Annotated in this window: 13 protein-coding genes; 10 read left to right on the top strand and 3 right to left on the bottom strand. The window is 38.3% G+C overall.

Annotated features, from left to right (window positions below):
* Positions 1-42 precede the first annotated feature (42 nt).
* From BM141_RS05415 to BM141_RS05430, 4 genes are all read left to right on the top strand, one after another.
* Positions 43-327: a muconolactone Delta-isomerase family protein gene (locus BM141_RS05415; RefSeq protein ID WP_091541654.1), complete on the top strand. Its 285-nt coding sequence runs from the start codon at positions 43-45 to the stop codon at positions 325-327.
* A gap of 113 nt (positions 328-440) precedes the next feature.
* Positions 441-1,154 carry a YebC/PmpR family DNA-binding transcriptional regulator gene (locus BM141_RS05420; RefSeq protein WP_091541363.1) on the top strand — a complete coding sequence of 238 codons (714 nt, stop codon included), beginning with the start codon at positions 441-443 and terminating at the stop codon, positions 1,152-1,154.
* 43 nt (positions 1,155-1,197) lie between these two features.
* Entirely contained in the window at positions 1,198-1,836 is a 639-nt protein-coding gene (locus tag BM141_RS05425; protein WP_091541366.1) for a hypothetical protein, read from the top strand.
* Positions 1,818-2,993 carry an AIR synthase related protein gene (locus tag BM141_RS05430; RefSeq protein WP_091541368.1) on the top strand — a complete coding sequence of 392 codons (1,176 nt, stop codon included), beginning with the start codon at positions 1,818-1,820 and terminating at the stop codon, positions 2,991-2,993. The genes BM141_RS05425 and BM141_RS05430 overlap by 19 nt, the downstream gene beginning before the upstream one ends.
* A 30-nt stretch (positions 2,994-3,023) precedes the next feature.
* Here BM141_RS05430 and BM141_RS05435 read toward each other — a convergent pair whose 3' ends face one another.
* Positions 3,024-5,426 carry a PAS domain-containing sensor histidine kinase gene (locus BM141_RS05435; protein ID WP_091541372.1) on the bottom strand — a complete coding sequence of 801 codons (2,403 nt, stop codon included), beginning with the start codon at positions 5,424-5,426 and terminating at the stop codon, positions 3,024-3,026.
* A 322-nt stretch (positions 5,427-5,748) separates the two neighbouring features.
* Here BM141_RS05435 and BM141_RS05440 point away from each other — a divergent pair, with 322 nt between their 5' ends.
* From BM141_RS05440 to BM141_RS05450, 3 genes are all read left to right on the top strand, one after another.
* A complete protein-coding gene (locus BM141_RS05440) occupies positions 5,749-6,405 on the top strand; it encodes a hypothetical protein (protein WP_143090809.1) in 657 nt (218 codons plus the stop codon).
* A gap of 100 nt (positions 6,406-6,505) precedes the next feature.
* Complete coding sequence (locus tag BM141_RS05445) at positions 6,506-7,267, top strand: NIPSNAP family protein (RefSeq protein WP_245763990.1); 762 nt, start codon at positions 6,506-6,508, stop codon at positions 7,265-7,267.
* A 154-nt stretch (positions 7,268-7,421) separates the two neighbouring features.
* Positions 7,422-7,934 (top strand): gamma carbonic anhydrase family protein, encoded by a 513-nt coding sequence (locus tag BM141_RS05450; protein WP_091541661.1) that lies wholly within the window; start codon positions 7,422-7,424, stop codon positions 7,932-7,934.
* Positions 7,935-8,047: 113 nt separating this feature from the next.
* Here BM141_RS05450 and BM141_RS22795 read toward each other — a convergent pair whose 3' ends face one another.
* A complete protein-coding gene (locus BM141_RS22795; RefSeq protein ID WP_177217272.1) occupies positions 8,048-8,227 on the bottom strand; it encodes a hypothetical protein in 180 nt (59 codons plus the stop codon).
* Between BM141_RS22795 and BM141_RS05455 the strand changes: the two genes are divergently transcribed.
* From BM141_RS05455 to BM141_RS05465, 3 genes are all read left to right on the top strand, one after another.
* Positions 8,226-10,511, top strand: a complete 2,286-nt coding sequence (locus BM141_RS05455; RefSeq protein WP_177217273.1) for a GAF domain-containing SpoIIE family protein phosphatase — start codon at positions 8,226-8,228, stop codon at positions 10,509-10,511. The genes BM141_RS22795 and BM141_RS05455 overlap by 2 nt on opposite strands.
* A gap of 61 nt (positions 10,512-10,572) precedes the next feature.
* Positions 10,573-11,007, top strand: coding sequence for a dUTP diphosphatase (gene dut, locus BM141_RS05460; RefSeq protein ID WP_091541381.1), 435 nt, complete (start codon positions 10,573-10,575; stop codon positions 11,005-11,007).
* A gap of 88 nt (positions 11,008-11,095) precedes the next feature.
* Positions 11,096-14,152 carry an FAD-binding and (Fe-S)-binding domain-containing protein gene (locus BM141_RS05465; protein WP_091541385.1) on the top strand — a complete coding sequence of 1,019 codons (3,057 nt, stop codon included), beginning with the start codon at positions 11,096-11,098 and terminating at the stop codon, positions 14,150-14,152.
* Positions 14,153-14,159: 7 nt separating this feature from the next.
* Here BM141_RS05465 and BM141_RS05470 read toward each other — a convergent pair whose 3' ends face one another.
* Positions 14,160-15,188 carry a LacI family DNA-binding transcriptional regulator gene (locus BM141_RS05470; RefSeq protein WP_091541389.1) on the bottom strand — a complete coding sequence of 343 codons (1,029 nt, stop codon included), beginning with the start codon at positions 15,186-15,188 and terminating at the stop codon, positions 14,160-14,162.
* Positions 15,189-15,288 lie beyond the last annotated feature (100 nt).

Below are 15,288 nucleotides of genomic sequence, written 5' to 3' on the forward strand. Positions count from 1 at the left end.
TATTGATAATAGGTAATAAAATATAGCACGATGAGTCAATTTATGGTCGATATAAACCTACCAGAGTACCCAACAGAGGAGTTTTTTGCACTGATTCCTGAGCAAAGAGCCAAGATAAATAAGCTCATGAGCGAAGGAATCATTACAAGCTATACACTTTCCGAAGATAGACTCAAACTTTGGGTAATGGTCAATGCAAATACAGAAACAGAGGTGATGGACGTACTTGCGAGCTTCCCCATGCTCAAATTCATGCGTTTTCAAATCCACTCCTTGATGTTTCACCAAGCCATAGCCTTTCGTTTCCCTGCTATTTCACTGAACTGATTACTTGTAGAGATTTTGGTAAAACTATCTAAATGTTTTCACTTATTCATATCAAATATTAATTTTGCATAAAAATTATCATCATTCATCTGTAATTTAACTGAAAGCATAAGATGGGAAGAGCATTTGAAGCCCGCCGCTCACGCAAAGAAAAAAGGTGGGACATGATGTCTAAGACATTTACCAAGTACGGTCGCGAAATCTCTATTGCCGTAAAGCAAGGCGGTGCAGACCCCGAAATTAACGCTCGCCTGCGTATGATTATCCAAAATGCACGCCAAGCCAATATGCCCAAAGACCGCATAGAAAATGCTATTAAGAAGGCATCATCGAAGGAAGAGGGAGATTTTGAGGAAGTAGTCTATGAAGGCTACGGACCTTATGGCGTAGCTATCTTAGTAGAGTGTGCCACTGATAACCCTACGCGTACTGTTGCTATGGTACGTATGCACTTTAACCGTTCCAATGGCTCTTTGGGAAAATCTGGCTCTTTAGACTTTATTTTTCAACGCAAAGGTATTTTTACTGTTGCTCCCGAAGGAGTGAATAAAGATGACCTCGAGCTCGAGCTTATTGATTTTGGTTTGGAAGAGATTTATGATAACGAAGAAGGGAATTTGGTCATTCAAACTTCTTTCACTGACTTTGGGACAATGCAAAAAGCCTTAGAAGATAGAAAAATTAACGTTATTAATGCTAAGTTAGCACGTATCCCTACTTCTACCGTGGATAGCCTTACCGACGAGCAGGCAGAAGAAATTTTGGATTTGATTGACAAGTTTGAGGAAGAAGATGACGTACAAGCAGTTTATCATAACATGGCATAATTTCATTTTTTATTGCTAAATTTACCTCAAAATCAAAAATAACATGAGTAAATTCAGTGATTGGACAAGGGAAAAACTGGGGAAAAGATTTGGCTTGAGGCAAGTCAGCCAGCTTGAGGTACTGGAGAGTTGGTTGGCTATGCCCGTAGAATTGACTGATTTAGAAGTAGCAAACTTGACCTACTTAAGAGATTTACTCGCTAAAAGAGTAGATTTTTGGAATGAGGAAGAACTCAAAATCAAATTTATAGGTACGCTTATTACTTTTGTAAATTTTGAAACTGAATATTTTTCTGCTTTTGCAGATAGAGTTTTGAGCGGAATAGTGGACGGCGAGGAAATCAGTGGAGTGCCTGACTTAATGGTCGCTACGGGTTATCAAGAGGTAGGCTCACCGTTTTTTTGCTTGCATGAATATAAAAAAGAAGTTGATAATAGCAGTCCAGACCCTGCGGCACAGTGCCTTGCCGCAATGCTAACAGCGCAAACGCTCAATCAGACGGGTAGCCCAATATATGGAGTATATGTTGTTGGACGGAATTGGTTTTTCATGGTCTTAGAGGATAAAAAATATGCCATTACTACAGGGCATAATGCGACCCAAGACGATATTTTTGATATTTTTAAAATTTTAAAAGCTTCCAAACAGATTTTTTTGCAAAAATGCCAAGCACTCACATAGAACGCTATACTCAAAGAGGGGTTTCTGCCTCCAAAGAAGAGGTGCATAATGCTATCAAAAACTTAGACAAAGGCTTGTTTCCCAAAGCCTTTTGTAAGATTGTGCCTGACTTATTGACTGGCGATAGTGAGTATTGTTGCATCATGCACGCTGACGGTGCAGGGACAAAATCCTCTTTGGCTTACCTCTATTGGAAGGAAACAGGAGATATGTCCGTTTGGAAAGGCATAGCCCAAGATGCTATTGTGATGAACCTCGATGACTTGCTTTGTGTGGGGGTTATGGACAATATTTTACTTTCTTCTATCATCAACCGCAATAAAAACCTGATTCCAGGGGAAGTTATCTCTGCTATCATCAATGGCACGGAGGAAGTATTGGAGATGTTGCGTTCTTATGGCATAGGAATTTATAGCACTGGAGGCGAAACCGCAGATGTAGGCGACTTGGTACGCACTGTAACCGTAGATAGCACAGTAACAGCACGTTTGAAACGCTCAGAGGTTATTTCTAATGATAAAATTCAAGCTGGAGATGTCATCGTAGGACTTGCTTCCTATGGGCGGGCAAGCTACGAAGCCGAATACAATGGAGGCATGGGAAGCAATGGACTTACCTCGGCCCGCCATGATGTATTCAGCAAAGTATTAGCCCAAAAATACCCTGAAAGTTTTGACCCAGCTGTGCCTGCTCACTTGGTTTATTCAGGAAAAAGAAACCTCACGGAAAAATACAAAAATCTCCCTATTGATATTGGTAAACTGGTGCTTTCACCTACGCGTACTTATGCCCCTGTGATGAAGCAAATTTTTGAAAGTCATAGACCGCATATTCATGGTTTAGTACATTGTAGCGGTGGAGGGCAAACTAAAGTGTTGCATTTTGTTGAAAATCTACACATTGTCAAAGATAATCTTTTCCCTTGTCCTCCTCTTTTTGAACTTATCCAAAGCGAAAGTGGAACAGATTGGAAGGAAATGTATAAAGTTTTTAATATGGGGCATCGCATGGAAATTTATATTCCTGAAAAATATGCACTTGAAATTATCCAAATTGCAGAGTCTTTCCAAATAGAAGCCCAAGTAATCGGCTGGGTAGAAAAATCAACTCATAAAAAACTCACTATCAAGAGCGAGTCTGGAGAATTTGAGTATTGAAACTCAGGTAATTCGCTGGTAATAAGTAAGCTATTTTAGATATACTTTAAAAGTAGAGCCTTTTCCTACTTGGCTTTCTACTTCTACTTTACCTCCGAGCATTTCTGTCTGTGCCTTAACTAAGTACAGCCCTGTACCTTTGCCCTCGATATGTGGGTGGAAGCGTTTGTATAAGCCAAATAAGCTATCTCCATATTTTTTCAGGTCTATGCCTAAGCCGTTATCTTTAAAAGAAATACAAACATAATTGTCGACCAATTCACTTTTTATTTCAATAATAGGGCTTTCTCCTTCTTTGCAAAATTTAATTGCATTGCTAATGAGGCTTTGGAATATGCTCCTGACGGCACTTTCTAAAGCATAAATCTGGGGGACTTGTGAAAAATCAGTTGTTATTTTGGCATTGCTGTAATAGATTTGAGATTTCATAGTTTCCTCTACAAGGGCTACTTCTTTGGCTAAATCAATCACTTGCTTACTTTCTTGGGAGAGTTGGGTTTGCGAAAGCACCTCGTTAAGGTCGTACAGGGTTTCATCTAACTTGTTTACTGCTTTTTGTAATTTTTCTAACATAAGTGGCATTTCTTCTTGGGAAAACAAGCCCATTTGAAAAACTTGGATAAGCCCTAAGATATTGGCTACGGGAGCGCGTAGATTGTGCGAAACAATATGCCTATAATGGCTTAACTGCTTGTTTTGCAGTATCAAATCTTCGTTTACTTGTATGAGATTGCGTTCTCTTTTTTCTATTTCTTCTTTGAGTTCAATGGTGTGTTCTAAAGTTTGGCGAATCTCCTCCTCGCTTGCTCGGAGTTCCTCATTCAGTATTTGCGTTTCTTGTAGCAGATTATTTTTCTCTATTTCTGCTACTTTACTTTCTGTAATTTCTCTGACAATTCGCAATATTTGGTTTTCGCTGTATTTTACTGAGCGAGATTCATAGTAACGAGTAATGCCATCGGGGAATAGCAAGTGGTATTCTATGGTTTGCACTTCGTCAGTGGCTATAGCTTTTTGATTCGCTTCTAATATCTGCTCAGCTACCTCTTTGGGGATACCTGAGTCGAGAATATTTGTACCGATGACTGTATTAGGATTGATGAATACTCTGCCTCGCCCACCTTTATAATCCAAATAATCACCTTTGTCATTCATCACAAATATCATATCTGGGATAGCTTTGAGCAAGGCAGCCTTGTGTTGCTCTCTAAGCCTGACCTGTTCATCATTAAGTTTTTTTTCAGTAATTTCCCTGACAATCCTCAATACATGGGCATTACCGTATTTGATAGCCCTGGACTCAAAAAAATGCCTACTGGAGTCTTGGTAAGTAAGCTCGTACTCTATAGTTTGTATTTCTCCTGTTTCTATAGCTTTCTGATTAGTTTCCAGAATCAACTTCCCTGTTTCTAAGGGCATCATTTCAAGGATATTTTTCCCAATGATTTGACTTTCTGATAAAAAACCAAAACCGCTTCCGCCGCGCATATCTATATAATCACCCTTAGCGTCCATAATAAAAATGACATCTGGGATACCATTGAGCAAGGCGTTTTTCCTTGCCTCCTCCATTCTAATTCTTTCTTCTGCTTTTTTTCGCTCAGTAATATCCCTGACGATTCGGACAACCAAACTGTCGGTATAACGAACCGCTCTTGATTCAAAAAAGTACTTTGTTCCATTAGGAAAATCAAAACTATACTCTATACTTTGGACTTCGTCAGTTTCAATAGCCTTGTTTACATGAAAAACAATGAGGTCGGCTACATCTTTTGGCATACTGGATTCGTAAATAGAGCGACCTACTATGTCTTCTTCTAAGGTAGTATAAAGAAGGTCGCCCTTCCCTTTTCTGAAATCTATGTATAAGCCTTTATTGTTCATCAAAATAATATGGTCAGGAATGGCTTTGAGGAGGGCTTTCTCTTTGTATTCTTGGAGCCTGATTTTTTCCTGTGCTTGCTTGCGTTCAGTAATGATTTTGATATAGGTACAGTTGTATTCAGTATTTTCAAAAATGATGAAATTAGCAGTAACTTCCGTAGGTAATAGTTCGCCTGCTTTGGTCTTGATAGCAGATTCATAGGTAATAGAAGTTTGCTTTTTTAGTTTTTGCCAAAAATCTTTCCATGTTTCAGATATGTAGGTTCGGTCTAAATCACTGATTTTAAAGTCTAAAGCTCCCATTTTTGAGTAGCCTAACTGCTTGCAAAGGGCTTCGTTGGCATAGATGACCTCTGCTTTTTCATTAATCCAGCAAATCATATCGTTAGTATGATTGATGGTATAAGAAGTGAGTTGTTCAAAACTATGAAAAGAGTTACTCTTAGCGGCACTTTGAGTGGCACTTTGGGACTTTAGCTGAAATCTGAGTAGTTCATTCTCGATTTTTAACCTTCTTATTTCTTCTAACAGTTCTTTTTCTTTTATCATTGCAAAGGGTAATATAGCTTTTCCAAAAGTACATAAATTTTTAGATTTTCAAGCAGATGCATTACTCCAAATCTGTATTTTATTATAGATAATTACATACAAGATTTATACTGTTTGTTATAGATTAAAAATATAAACTTTCTACAAGTAAAATTTCACTCCTTTGGAGTTCATCAAGGCAATCCACTCTTGTTACTACAAACATAGCACACCTTCGGTGTTCTGAAAAAGTTAAGAGTATAATTCTTGCATATATGAACCTATTGTGGAAATTTTCCAAAAAAAATGTATCTTTGCTTTGATAGTAAAAGACAGTAGAAACATGGCAAGAAAAAGCACAAATAAACCCTTTAAAGACTGGCAGTATGAGGAAGTAGAGCAGACTTTTGGACTGTCCCGTTATTTTGAGCATGAACTTTTTGATAGATTCAAAACTTTTGAACTTGCTAAGGATTATCCAGGAATAGCAGAAATAGAAAGCCTAAGAAGGTTGGCACTTGAATATATTGAGTCTTGGAACGAAGATGAATATAAGTTTATGTTTATCAGTCCATTTTTCAGAGTAGTGAATTTTGTGAGCCAATACTATAAGGTATTTACTCAAAGACCACTTTCTATTAAATATGATAATGATACAAAAACCGCCAGTGGCAACGTAGAGTTTATGATTGCTAAAGGAAAGCAAATTCCACAAAAACCACACTTTTTTTTACATGAATATAAACCAGAAAAGAATAGGGACAATGACCCGCTTGGGCAGCTATTGATTGCTATGGTTGCCTCTCAAAAACTTAACCAAGATGATAAACCTATTTATGGTATTTATGTTAATGGTCGAAACTGGTTTATTGTTATCTTAGAGGGTAAGAAATATGCGACAAGTAACCCTTATGTGATTACCTCAGAAGATATTTTTGAACTTTTTGCTGTTCTTTTATTTTTTAAACAAGAAATGGAAATTCTTTATCAACAAATCTAATTTTATATAAACTACTTAATCCAAATTGGTAAGTTGGTGATAATAAGCATAGTTCAACTTGAAAATTATGTAATTGGAAAATCTCAAAACAAATAAAACAATGAAAATGAAAAAATTAGCCATAGCCTACATATCCATACTGCTGCTATGCTCAGGAAGTAATTTTAAAAAAGATGATAGGCTGTACGAAATGCGCGTTTACTATGCCGAGCAGGGGAAATTGGAAAATCTGTTGGCGCGCTTTCGCAACCATACCACCAAGCTATTCAAAAAACACGGCATGACCAACGAAGGCTATTGGCTACCTATTGACAACAAAGACAACAAATTAGTCTATGTACTGTCGTATCCTAATAGAGAAATCAGGGAACAAGCATGGAAAAACTTTATTGCAGACCCTCAATGGAAACAAGTGCAACAGGAATCTGAGAAAGATGGAAAACTCATTAGCAAAATAGAGGCTCTTTTCCTGAAAACTACAGATTTTTCACCTACCAAGATAAAAAAGAAAGGGCAAAAAGGAAGAGTTTTTGAGTTAAGAACTTATAAGGCTACCCCTAATAACTTAGAAAATTTGTTAGCACGCTTTCGCAACCATACTTGTAAGCTGTTTGAAAAATACGGCATGACCAATCTTTGGTATTGGACTTTTACAGAAAAAGAACAGGGAAGCGATGTGATGCTCATGTATATCCTTGCCCACCCCAGCAAAGAAGCGGGACTAAAAGCCTTTGACGGATTTCGTCAAGACCCTGAGTGGATACAAGTCAGAAAAGCCTCAGAGGAAAAGGCAGGCGGTTCGCTGACTGTCAGCGTAATCTCGGAGTACATGATTCCTACGGATTTTTCACCGATAAAATAGGCCAATTAGGTATGTCATTAGTGGAAAAAATACTACTAAACGTTGAGTGAAATTAAAGCTACTGTTTTTATTTCTCAGAAAACTTGCCGATAAACTTGGTAAAATACCTTCCAAATATGATATTTGGCAATCAAATGAGGAAACGGTACAAATTATGGCAATTATTAAAGCAGTTAATGGTATTAGCCCAGTGTTTGGCAAAAATTGTTATTTAGCTGAGAATGCAACCGTAGTAGGCGAGGTAGTCATGGGTGATGATTGTAGCGTTTGGTTCAACGCAGTAGTCAGGGGCGATGTCAATAGCATTACTATTGGTCATCAAGTCAATATCCAAGACGGAGCAGTGATTCATTGCACTTATCAAAAAGCCAAGACAGTCATTGGTAATAAGGTTTCCATTGGGCATAATGCCATCGTACATGGTTGTACCTTAGAAGATGAGGTCTTAGTGGGCATGGGGGCAATCGTAATGGACAATGCTGTAGTACAAACAAGAGCTGTCATAGCAGCAGGAGCAGTAGTATTAGAAGGTACTATAGTCGAGGCAGAGTGGCTCTATGCAGGAGTTCCTGCAAAAAAAGTCAAGCCCATAGATGACAAACTTAGAGAGATGCTTTCCCGTATCGCAGGAAACTACATCATGTATGCTAAATGGTTTCAAGAGTAAATCAGGCTAAATTTTTCTTACCAATAAATAGTCTTATTGTAAAATTTTTTCTATTTTTGTTCAAATCTTGGATTTCCCCCCGTACTACATACCTTTTTACATATTAAGTCAAATTAGTTTTTGAGGCTAAGCCACTTTCGCATGAAGTCGGACATATCAAACACACTATCCAATAGACGTACCTTAAAGTTTAGAATACTTTTAGCTTTTACGTTATTTTTTGTGCTTACACTTGCCCTCATAGCACTTACATTGTGGTTTGATAAAACAGAAAGCCAAATAGATAAAATCATGATAACGCTCTCAAAGATTAACATGAGCGTCAAAGAGATAAACTCTCTGGAAAAAGACTTTATTAGCTACGAAGCCATCAACCCTGAGTTTTATGAGAGGAATGAAAGCATTTATATCAATCAGCACAAAGAAATGATAGATAGGCTCAAAAAAGAGTTGGAGGAACTTAAAAGAGATATCAAGCTTGTTTCATCAGACATCGTCAATCAAATAGATAGCATTTACCTTTCCTTAGATAAATACGAAAATACTTTTGATAGTTTGGTTTTTTACATCAAAGTTAGAGGTTTTAAAGACTACGGCTTAGAGGGCAAAATGCGAAACCTGATTCATAAATTAGAAGATAAAATCTATCATGCAGACCCAGTAAAGGTCTTAACGATTAGACGCTATGAAAAGGACTATATTATTCGCAAAGAAACGGTCTATGCCCACAAAGTTCGCCAATTTATCATTGCCTTGCAAAATGAAATTGCTAACCTACCTGTTACCAAAGAAACCTTGATTGCTGAGGAAACCCTGCAAAACTACTTTAATACTTTCATAGAATTAGTCCGCACTGATGAGAAAATAGGTTTTCACAACAATAGCGGCTTGCGTAGAGAGCTGACCATGATTTCTAATAGTATAAGCTCTCATATTCAGCAGATTAATAAGAAAATTGCCAGAGAGGCTGCCGCTGCAAACATGGGAGTAAAAATAGGTTTATTTTCTATTATCTTGCTAAGCGTTTTACTCAATATCATTGCCGTATATTTTGTGGTCAGAAAACTTGCCCAACCTATTATCAAACTTTCTCGCTCTATTCATAGGGTCATTGAGGACAATTTTGAGCAAGGAAGCCAAATAGAGCAGATTGATACTGGCGATGAGATAGGAATGTTATCCAAAGACCTAAACTTCATGCTGGAGAAGGTACAAGAGCGTACCGCAGAAGTCATACAACAAAAAGAAGAAACCGAACATGCCTACGAGAATATTAAATTATTGAGCAAGATTGGTCAGCACATCACTGCTAACTTGGATTTGGAAACTACCATTCAAACAGTTTATAAAAGTGTAAAGACCTTTATGCCCGTAGATGCTTTTGGTATAGGCATTTATGAGGCTCATGCAGAGCAAATTAGGTTTAGAAATTTTATTGAAAACGAAGAAATTACTCCTTCCCTAATAGTCAAAATATTCCAAGAAAATCATTTAGCTGTCAGGTGTACTACCCTCCAAGATGAAATTTTAATAGATGATTTTCCCCAAGAACTTCGCATACACAAGTATCTTCAGACGCTGGGCAAACAAATCCCTGAATCACTGATTTATTTACCCTTAGCCACTATGGACAAGCTCATAGGTGTAATAGCAATTCATGCTTTTGAAAAAAATGCTTATGAAGATTACCACCTCAATATCTTGCGAAACATGGCAATTTATATTTCTAATGCCTTAGAAAACTCTAATACTTATTACCAAATAGAGGTTCAGCACAAAGAGATAGAAAAGAAAAACCGCAATATTACCAACAGTTTGAACTATGCCAAACGTATCCAACACGCCGTACTGCCCCATGCCGAGCAGCTAAATCAGAGCGTAAATGATTATTTTATCTTGTTCAAACCCAGAGATATAGTAAGTGGAGATTTTTATTGGTTTGCTAATATGGGACATCGTACTATAATTGTAGCGGCAGACTGCACAGGACACGGGGTACCGGGAGCGTTTATGTCTATGGCAGGTTGTGCCTACTTAAATCAAATTGTTTATTTACAAGGAGTTACTTCACCTGATAAAATCCTCTATCATTTACATCAAAATATTAAAAAAGAATTTAAGCAAGACAACAAAGAAAATCGCGACGGCATGGACTTGGCTATTTGTGTGGTGGATAAACAGCAGAAAGTCATAGAATTTGCAGGAGCAAAAAATCCTTTAGTCTATATCCAAGACGGTGAAATTTATGAAATAGAAGGAGATAAAATGCCTGTAGGAGGTATCATCAGAGGATTAGAGCGAAAATACACCAAACATACAGTAAGTTATGCCTCTCCCAATCAAAGTCCTTCTTTTTTCTATATGTTTTCTGACGGCTACCCTGACCAGTTTGGGGGAGAAGAAGGAAAAAAATTTATGAAAAAACGATTGAAAGAACTATTTTTATCTATTACTTTGGAACATCAACAAATGCGAAAACAAAAAGAAATCTTGGATATTACGCTCAAAGAGTGGGTTGGAGATACCTACGACCAAGTAGATGATATTTTGGTAGTAGGCTTTAAAATGATAGGCTGAGAAGTCAAAAATAAAAATATAAACTACACAAAATCAATAACTTATAACTAAAAATAAACTGATGACTGTCAAAGTAATCAATCAATCCAATAATCCATTACCCCAATACCAAACGGTACATTCCGCAGGATTAGATTTAATGGCTTTTATTTCTGAACCTATTACCCTAAAACCTTTGCAAAGGGCATTGATTCCCACAGGTTTATACATAGAGTTGCCTCCCGGCTACGAAGCACAAATTCGCCCAAGAAGTGGGCTGGCTTTTAAAAATGGCATCTCCATAGTCAATGCTCCCGGTACCATAGATGCTGACTATCGCGGTGAAATCAAAGTTCTCTTAGTCAATCTTTCCGACCAAGACTTTACCATAGAAAATGGTCTGCGTATAGCTCAAATGATTGTATCGAAGTATGAAAGAATTACTTGGGAAAGTGTAAGCGAACTTACTGAAACAGAACGCGGTACAGGAGGATATGGAAGTACAGGAGTGAAGTGAAGAGAAAGAAAATTAAATAAAGGCAAAACATTCTTTCCTCAAATTTCTTTATTTTTGCAAGAAAACTCCAAATCTCTTTAAGCTAAACATGATAACTATTGACAAACTCCAAACCCTCGCCCAATCTTTACAGGGAGATTTTTACTATGATACCACCATGCGTACCCTTTACGCTACTGATGCTTCTGCTTACAGAGAAATGCCCTTAGCTGTGGCTATCCCCAAATCAGAAGCAGACATTAAAAAGCTGATTCTTTTTGCCAAAGAAAACAAAACCTCCCTCATTCCAAGAACCGCAGGAACTTCCTTGGCAGGGCAAGTAGTAGGCAATGGAATCGTAGTTGATGTTTCCAAGCATTTTACTAAAATATTGGAAATCAACACAGAAGAAAAGTGGGTAAGGGTGCAACCGGGAGTTATTAGGGACGAACTAAATATGTTCCTCAAAAACTATGGACTTTTCTTTGGACCCGAAACCTCTACTGCCAATCGGGCAATGATTGGTGGCATGGTCGGTAATAACTCATGTGGGTCAAATTCAGTAGTGTATGGTAGTACAAGAGAGCACTTGTTAGAAGTTCGGGGCTTTTTGAGCGATGGGAGCGAGGTGGTGTTTAGTAATCTGCCCCACCCCTTACCCCTCCCCAAAGGAGAGGGGAACACCAACCAAGCGAGAGAGGAGCAAACCCCCTCCCAGAAAGGGAGGGCTGGGGTGGGGCTTGAACAGCACATCTACCAAAAAATTTACGAAATTCTCTCCAATCCAGAAAACCAAGCAGAAATCCGCAATGAATTTCCCAAGCCAAGCATAGAACGCCGAAATACAGGATATGCCCTTGACGTTTTGTTGGATAGCGAACCTTTTACAAAAAATGGTGTACCTTTCAACTTGTGTAAACTTATTGCAGGTTCAGAGGGTACACTCATGTTTATCACAGAGATTAAGTTGAATGTTGTGCCTTTGCCACCTAAGGAAAAAGGCTTACTTTGCGTGCATTTCAATAGCCTTGACGAGAGTTTGAGAGCTAATCTGATTGCGATGAAATACAAACCTTCTGCCAGTGAGTTGATAGACCACTATGTATTGGAATGTGTAGAAAACAACATAGAGCAAAAGCAAAATAGCTTTTTCGTGCAAGGAAAACCCAAAGCAATCTTGGCAGTAGAGATTTCCAAAGATACGCAGGAAGAAGTCATTAGAATAGCCCAACAAATTGAAAATGAGATGAAAGCGAAGGGCTTTGGCTATCATTTCCCTCTGGTACTTGGTGAGGACATCAAAAAAGTATGGAACTTGCGAAAAGCAGGTTTGGGCTTGCTTTCCAATATGGTGGGAGATGCCAAACCTGTGGCAGTCATAGAAGATACTGCGGTAGATGTCAATGACTTACCCAAATACATTGCAGAATTTAATCAAATTTTGAAAAAATACGACTTGTATTGTGTGCATTATGCCCATGCAGGTTCAGGAGAACTGCACTTGCGTCCTATCATCAACTTGAAAACAGAAGAAGGCAACCGCCTTTTTAAAACGATTGCTGATGAAATCGCTCACTTGGTAAAAAAATACAAAGGTTCTTTGAGTGGGGAGCATGGAGACGGAAGACTGAGAGGCGAATATATTAAGCTCATGATTGGGGAAAAAAATTATGAATTGTGCAGAGAAATCAAACGAGCTTTTGACCCAGATAATATCTTCAATCCCAATAAGATAGTAGATACGCCTCCTATGAATACCAGCCTTCGCTACCAGCCCAATCAGGAAACCCCAGACTTTAAAACTGTTCTGGACTTTTCTTCAACTTTGGGGATTCTGCGAGCAGCAGAGCAGTGCAACGGAAGTGGCGACTGCCGAAAAACTGAACTCACAGGAGGCACGATGTGTCCCAGCTATATGGCAACTCGCAACGAAAAAGACACTACCAGAGCCAGAGCAAATATTTTGAGAGAGGCACTTTCTGGAAAATTTGACCTTAAACCTGTCAGGTCTTTAAGACCCGGCAGGTCTGAAGACAGGTCTGAACTTCAAGCCCGATTTAACAGCCAAGAAGTCAAAGAAGTCATGGACTTGTGCCTTTCTTGCAAGGGCTGTAAGTCAGAGTGTCCAAGTAACGTAGATGTAGGAAAACTCAAAGCAGAGTTTACGCATCAATATTACCAAATAAATGGCGTGCCTTTCCGAACCCAACTTATTGGCAACTTTACCAAACTTACTTCCTTAGCTGCTTTATTTCCAAGTATTTACAACTTTGTAGTGAGTAATTCCTTTACCTCTTCGCTTTTTAAAAGTTTTACAGGTTTTGCCCCAAAAAGGTCTATTCCTTTATTAGAAAAGGAAACGCTGAAGTCTTGGTATAAAAAAAGTTATAAGTTAGGAGTTAGGAGTTATGAGTTAAAAAATAAAACTCAAAACTCAAAAAAGGTTTACCTTTTTTGTGATGAATTTACCAACTATAATGACGTAAGCATGGGCAAAAAAGCCATTCAGTTATTGGTAAAGCTGGGTTATGAAGTCGAGATTCCCTTACACTTGGAAAGTGGTAGAACTTATTTGTCCAAAGGTTTGCTAAATGAAGCCAAAAATATCGCTATCCGCAATGTGGACTTACTGAAAAACTTGGTTTCAGCGGAAACACCTTTGATAGGTTTAGAACCTTCTGCTATTTTGACTTTCAGAGATGAATACCTTGATTTAGTGCATGACTATCAAAAAGAGGACGCTAAGAAATTAGCAAAAAATGCTCTTTTGATAGATGAGTTTTTAGCAAAGGAAATAGACAAAGGCAACATCAGAAAAGAGCAGTTTACTGAAGAGAAAAAACTTATCAAATTGCATGGACATTGCCACCAAAAGTCTTTGGCTTCGCTTACGCCTACCAAAAAGGTACTTTCATTACCAGCTAATTACACTGTTCACCTTATTCCTTCGGGTTGCTGTGGTATGGCGGGGAGTTTTGGCTACGAAGCAGAACACTATGAAATTTCTATGAAAATAGGAGAGTTAGTCCTATTTCCTACGATTCGCCAGCAGCCCGAAGATGTAATCATTGCTGCCAATGGAACGAGCTGTCGCCACCAAATCAAAGACGGTACAGACAGAAAGGCTCAGCACTTGGTAGAGATACTTTGGGAGGCAGTCAAATAAAAGTAATCTAAATCATTAAAGTTTCCCCTTGCGAAGAGGCTCTTGGCACGAGTATAGATTTCAGCACAATATTTTCATTAGGAATACTTGCCCTTTTGCGGTCTAAATGTTGAAACAAAATGCTTGCGGCTTCTTTCCCTATCTCGAAAGCAGGTTGCGTAATAGTAGAAAGTGATGGGCTAAGCAAAGCAGCAATTTTCAAGTTAGAAAAGCATATTAGCTTCACATCTTGGGGGATTTGCAATGATAGCTCTTGGCAGACAGCATACGCGATAGTTGCTAACTTTTCTACGGAAGCAAAAACTCCATCAGGTCTATGCGGAGAAGTAAGCAAGGCTTTTATTCTTTGGTAGGCTTCCTCATCGTTATTGGTACACTCTACTATCAGTTCTGGCGCTTGGGAAATATTGTATTTATGTAAACCTTCCAAGTAGCCTGCTTTGCGTTTATAGTCAATGGATAGATTAGGAGAAAGCGACAAATAAGCAATTCTTTTCGCTCCATTTTGTATCAAATGTTCGGTAGCACTCAATCCACTTACAAAATCATCGGTGGTAACTTTGGCAGTTTCTATTTCGTGCCTTACCCTGTCAAAAAAAACTAACAAAATTCCTTTGTCCATGAGCTTGGCGATATGCTCATATTCTTGGGTTTCCGTAGTTACTGACATGAGTACCCCATCTATCCTTCCACTTTGCAAGTGTTCGCATATACTCTTTTCTTTTTCATAGCTATCGTGTGTGAGATAAATAAGCACATGATAGCCTTTTTCTTGGGCAATAGATTCTATGCCATTGATTGCCAAAGCAAAAAAGTTATTAGCAATCTCGGGTACAATCACTGCGATAGTGCGGGTCTGGTGTCGGCGTAAGCTACTCGCATACGGATTAGGCTGAAAGTTAAGTTTTCTTGCCAAGCTACGTACCTTGTCTTTAGTTTCTTGGCTTATTTCGTAGCTATCCTGCAAGGCTTTGGAAACAGTAGAAACAGAAACGCCTAACTCATGGGCTAATATTTTAAGATTTATCTTGGTCATTGATTAATCAGGATAAAAGTGAAAAGCATCTTGCTCATTATTACCTATTTGGTGATAGTTTAGTGTTTTATCATGTCATTAAAGTAAAGTTAAAAAATAG

This window comes from Thermoflexibacter ruber, from assembly GCF_900113045.1.
GTDB classification, from domain to species: Bacteria; Bacteroidota; Bacteroidia; order Cytophagales; family Thermoflexibacteraceae; genus Thermoflexibacter; species Thermoflexibacter ruber.

Bases quoted from the DNA above. Each gene is read 5' to 3' on its own strand.
- BM141_RS05415 (WP_091541654.1), top strand. From the start codon at position 43: ATGGTCGATATAAACCTACCAGAGTACCCAACAGAGGAGTTTTTTGCA.
- BM141_RS05420 (WP_091541363.1), top strand. From the start codon at position 441: ATGGGAAGAGCATTTGAAGCCCGCCGCTCACGCAAAGAAAAAAGGTGG.
- BM141_RS05425 (WP_091541366.1), top strand. From the start codon at position 1,198: ATGAGTAAATTCAGTGATTGGACAAGGGAAAAACTGGGGAAAAGATTT.
- BM141_RS05430 (WP_091541368.1), top strand. From the start codon at position 1,818: ATGCCAAGCACTCACATAGAACGCTATACTCAAAGAGGGGTTTCTGCC.
- BM141_RS05435 (WP_091541372.1), bottom strand. From the start codon at position 5,426: ATGATAAAAGAAAAAGAACTGTTAGAAGAAATAAGAAGGTTAAAAATC.
- BM141_RS05440 (WP_143090809.1), top strand. From the start codon at position 5,749: ATGGCAAGAAAAAGCACAAATAAACCCTTTAAAGACTGGCAGTATGAG.
- BM141_RS05445 (WP_245763990.1), top strand. From the start codon at position 6,506: ATGAAAATGAAAAAATTAGCCATAGCCTACATATCCATACTGCTGCTA.
- BM141_RS05450 (WP_091541661.1), top strand. From the start codon at position 7,422: ATGGCAATTATTAAAGCAGTTAATGGTATTAGCCCAGTGTTTGGCAAA.
- BM141_RS05455 (WP_177217273.1), top strand. From the start codon at position 8,226: ATGATAACGCTCTCAAAGATTAACATGAGCGTCAAAGAGATAAACTCT.
- BM141_RS22795 (WP_177217272.1), bottom strand. From the start codon at position 8,227: ATGATTTTATCTATTTGGCTTTCTGTTTTATCAAACCACAATGTAAGT.
- dut (WP_091541381.1), top strand. From the start codon at position 10,573: ATGACTGTCAAAGTAATCAATCAATCCAATAATCCATTACCCCAATAC.
- BM141_RS05465 (WP_091541385.1), top strand. From the start codon at position 11,096: ATGATAACTATTGACAAACTCCAAACCCTCGCCCAATCTTTACAGGGA.
- BM141_RS05470 (WP_091541389.1), bottom strand. From the start codon at position 15,188: ATGACCAAGATAAATCTTAAAATATTAGCCCATGAGTTAGGCGTTTCT.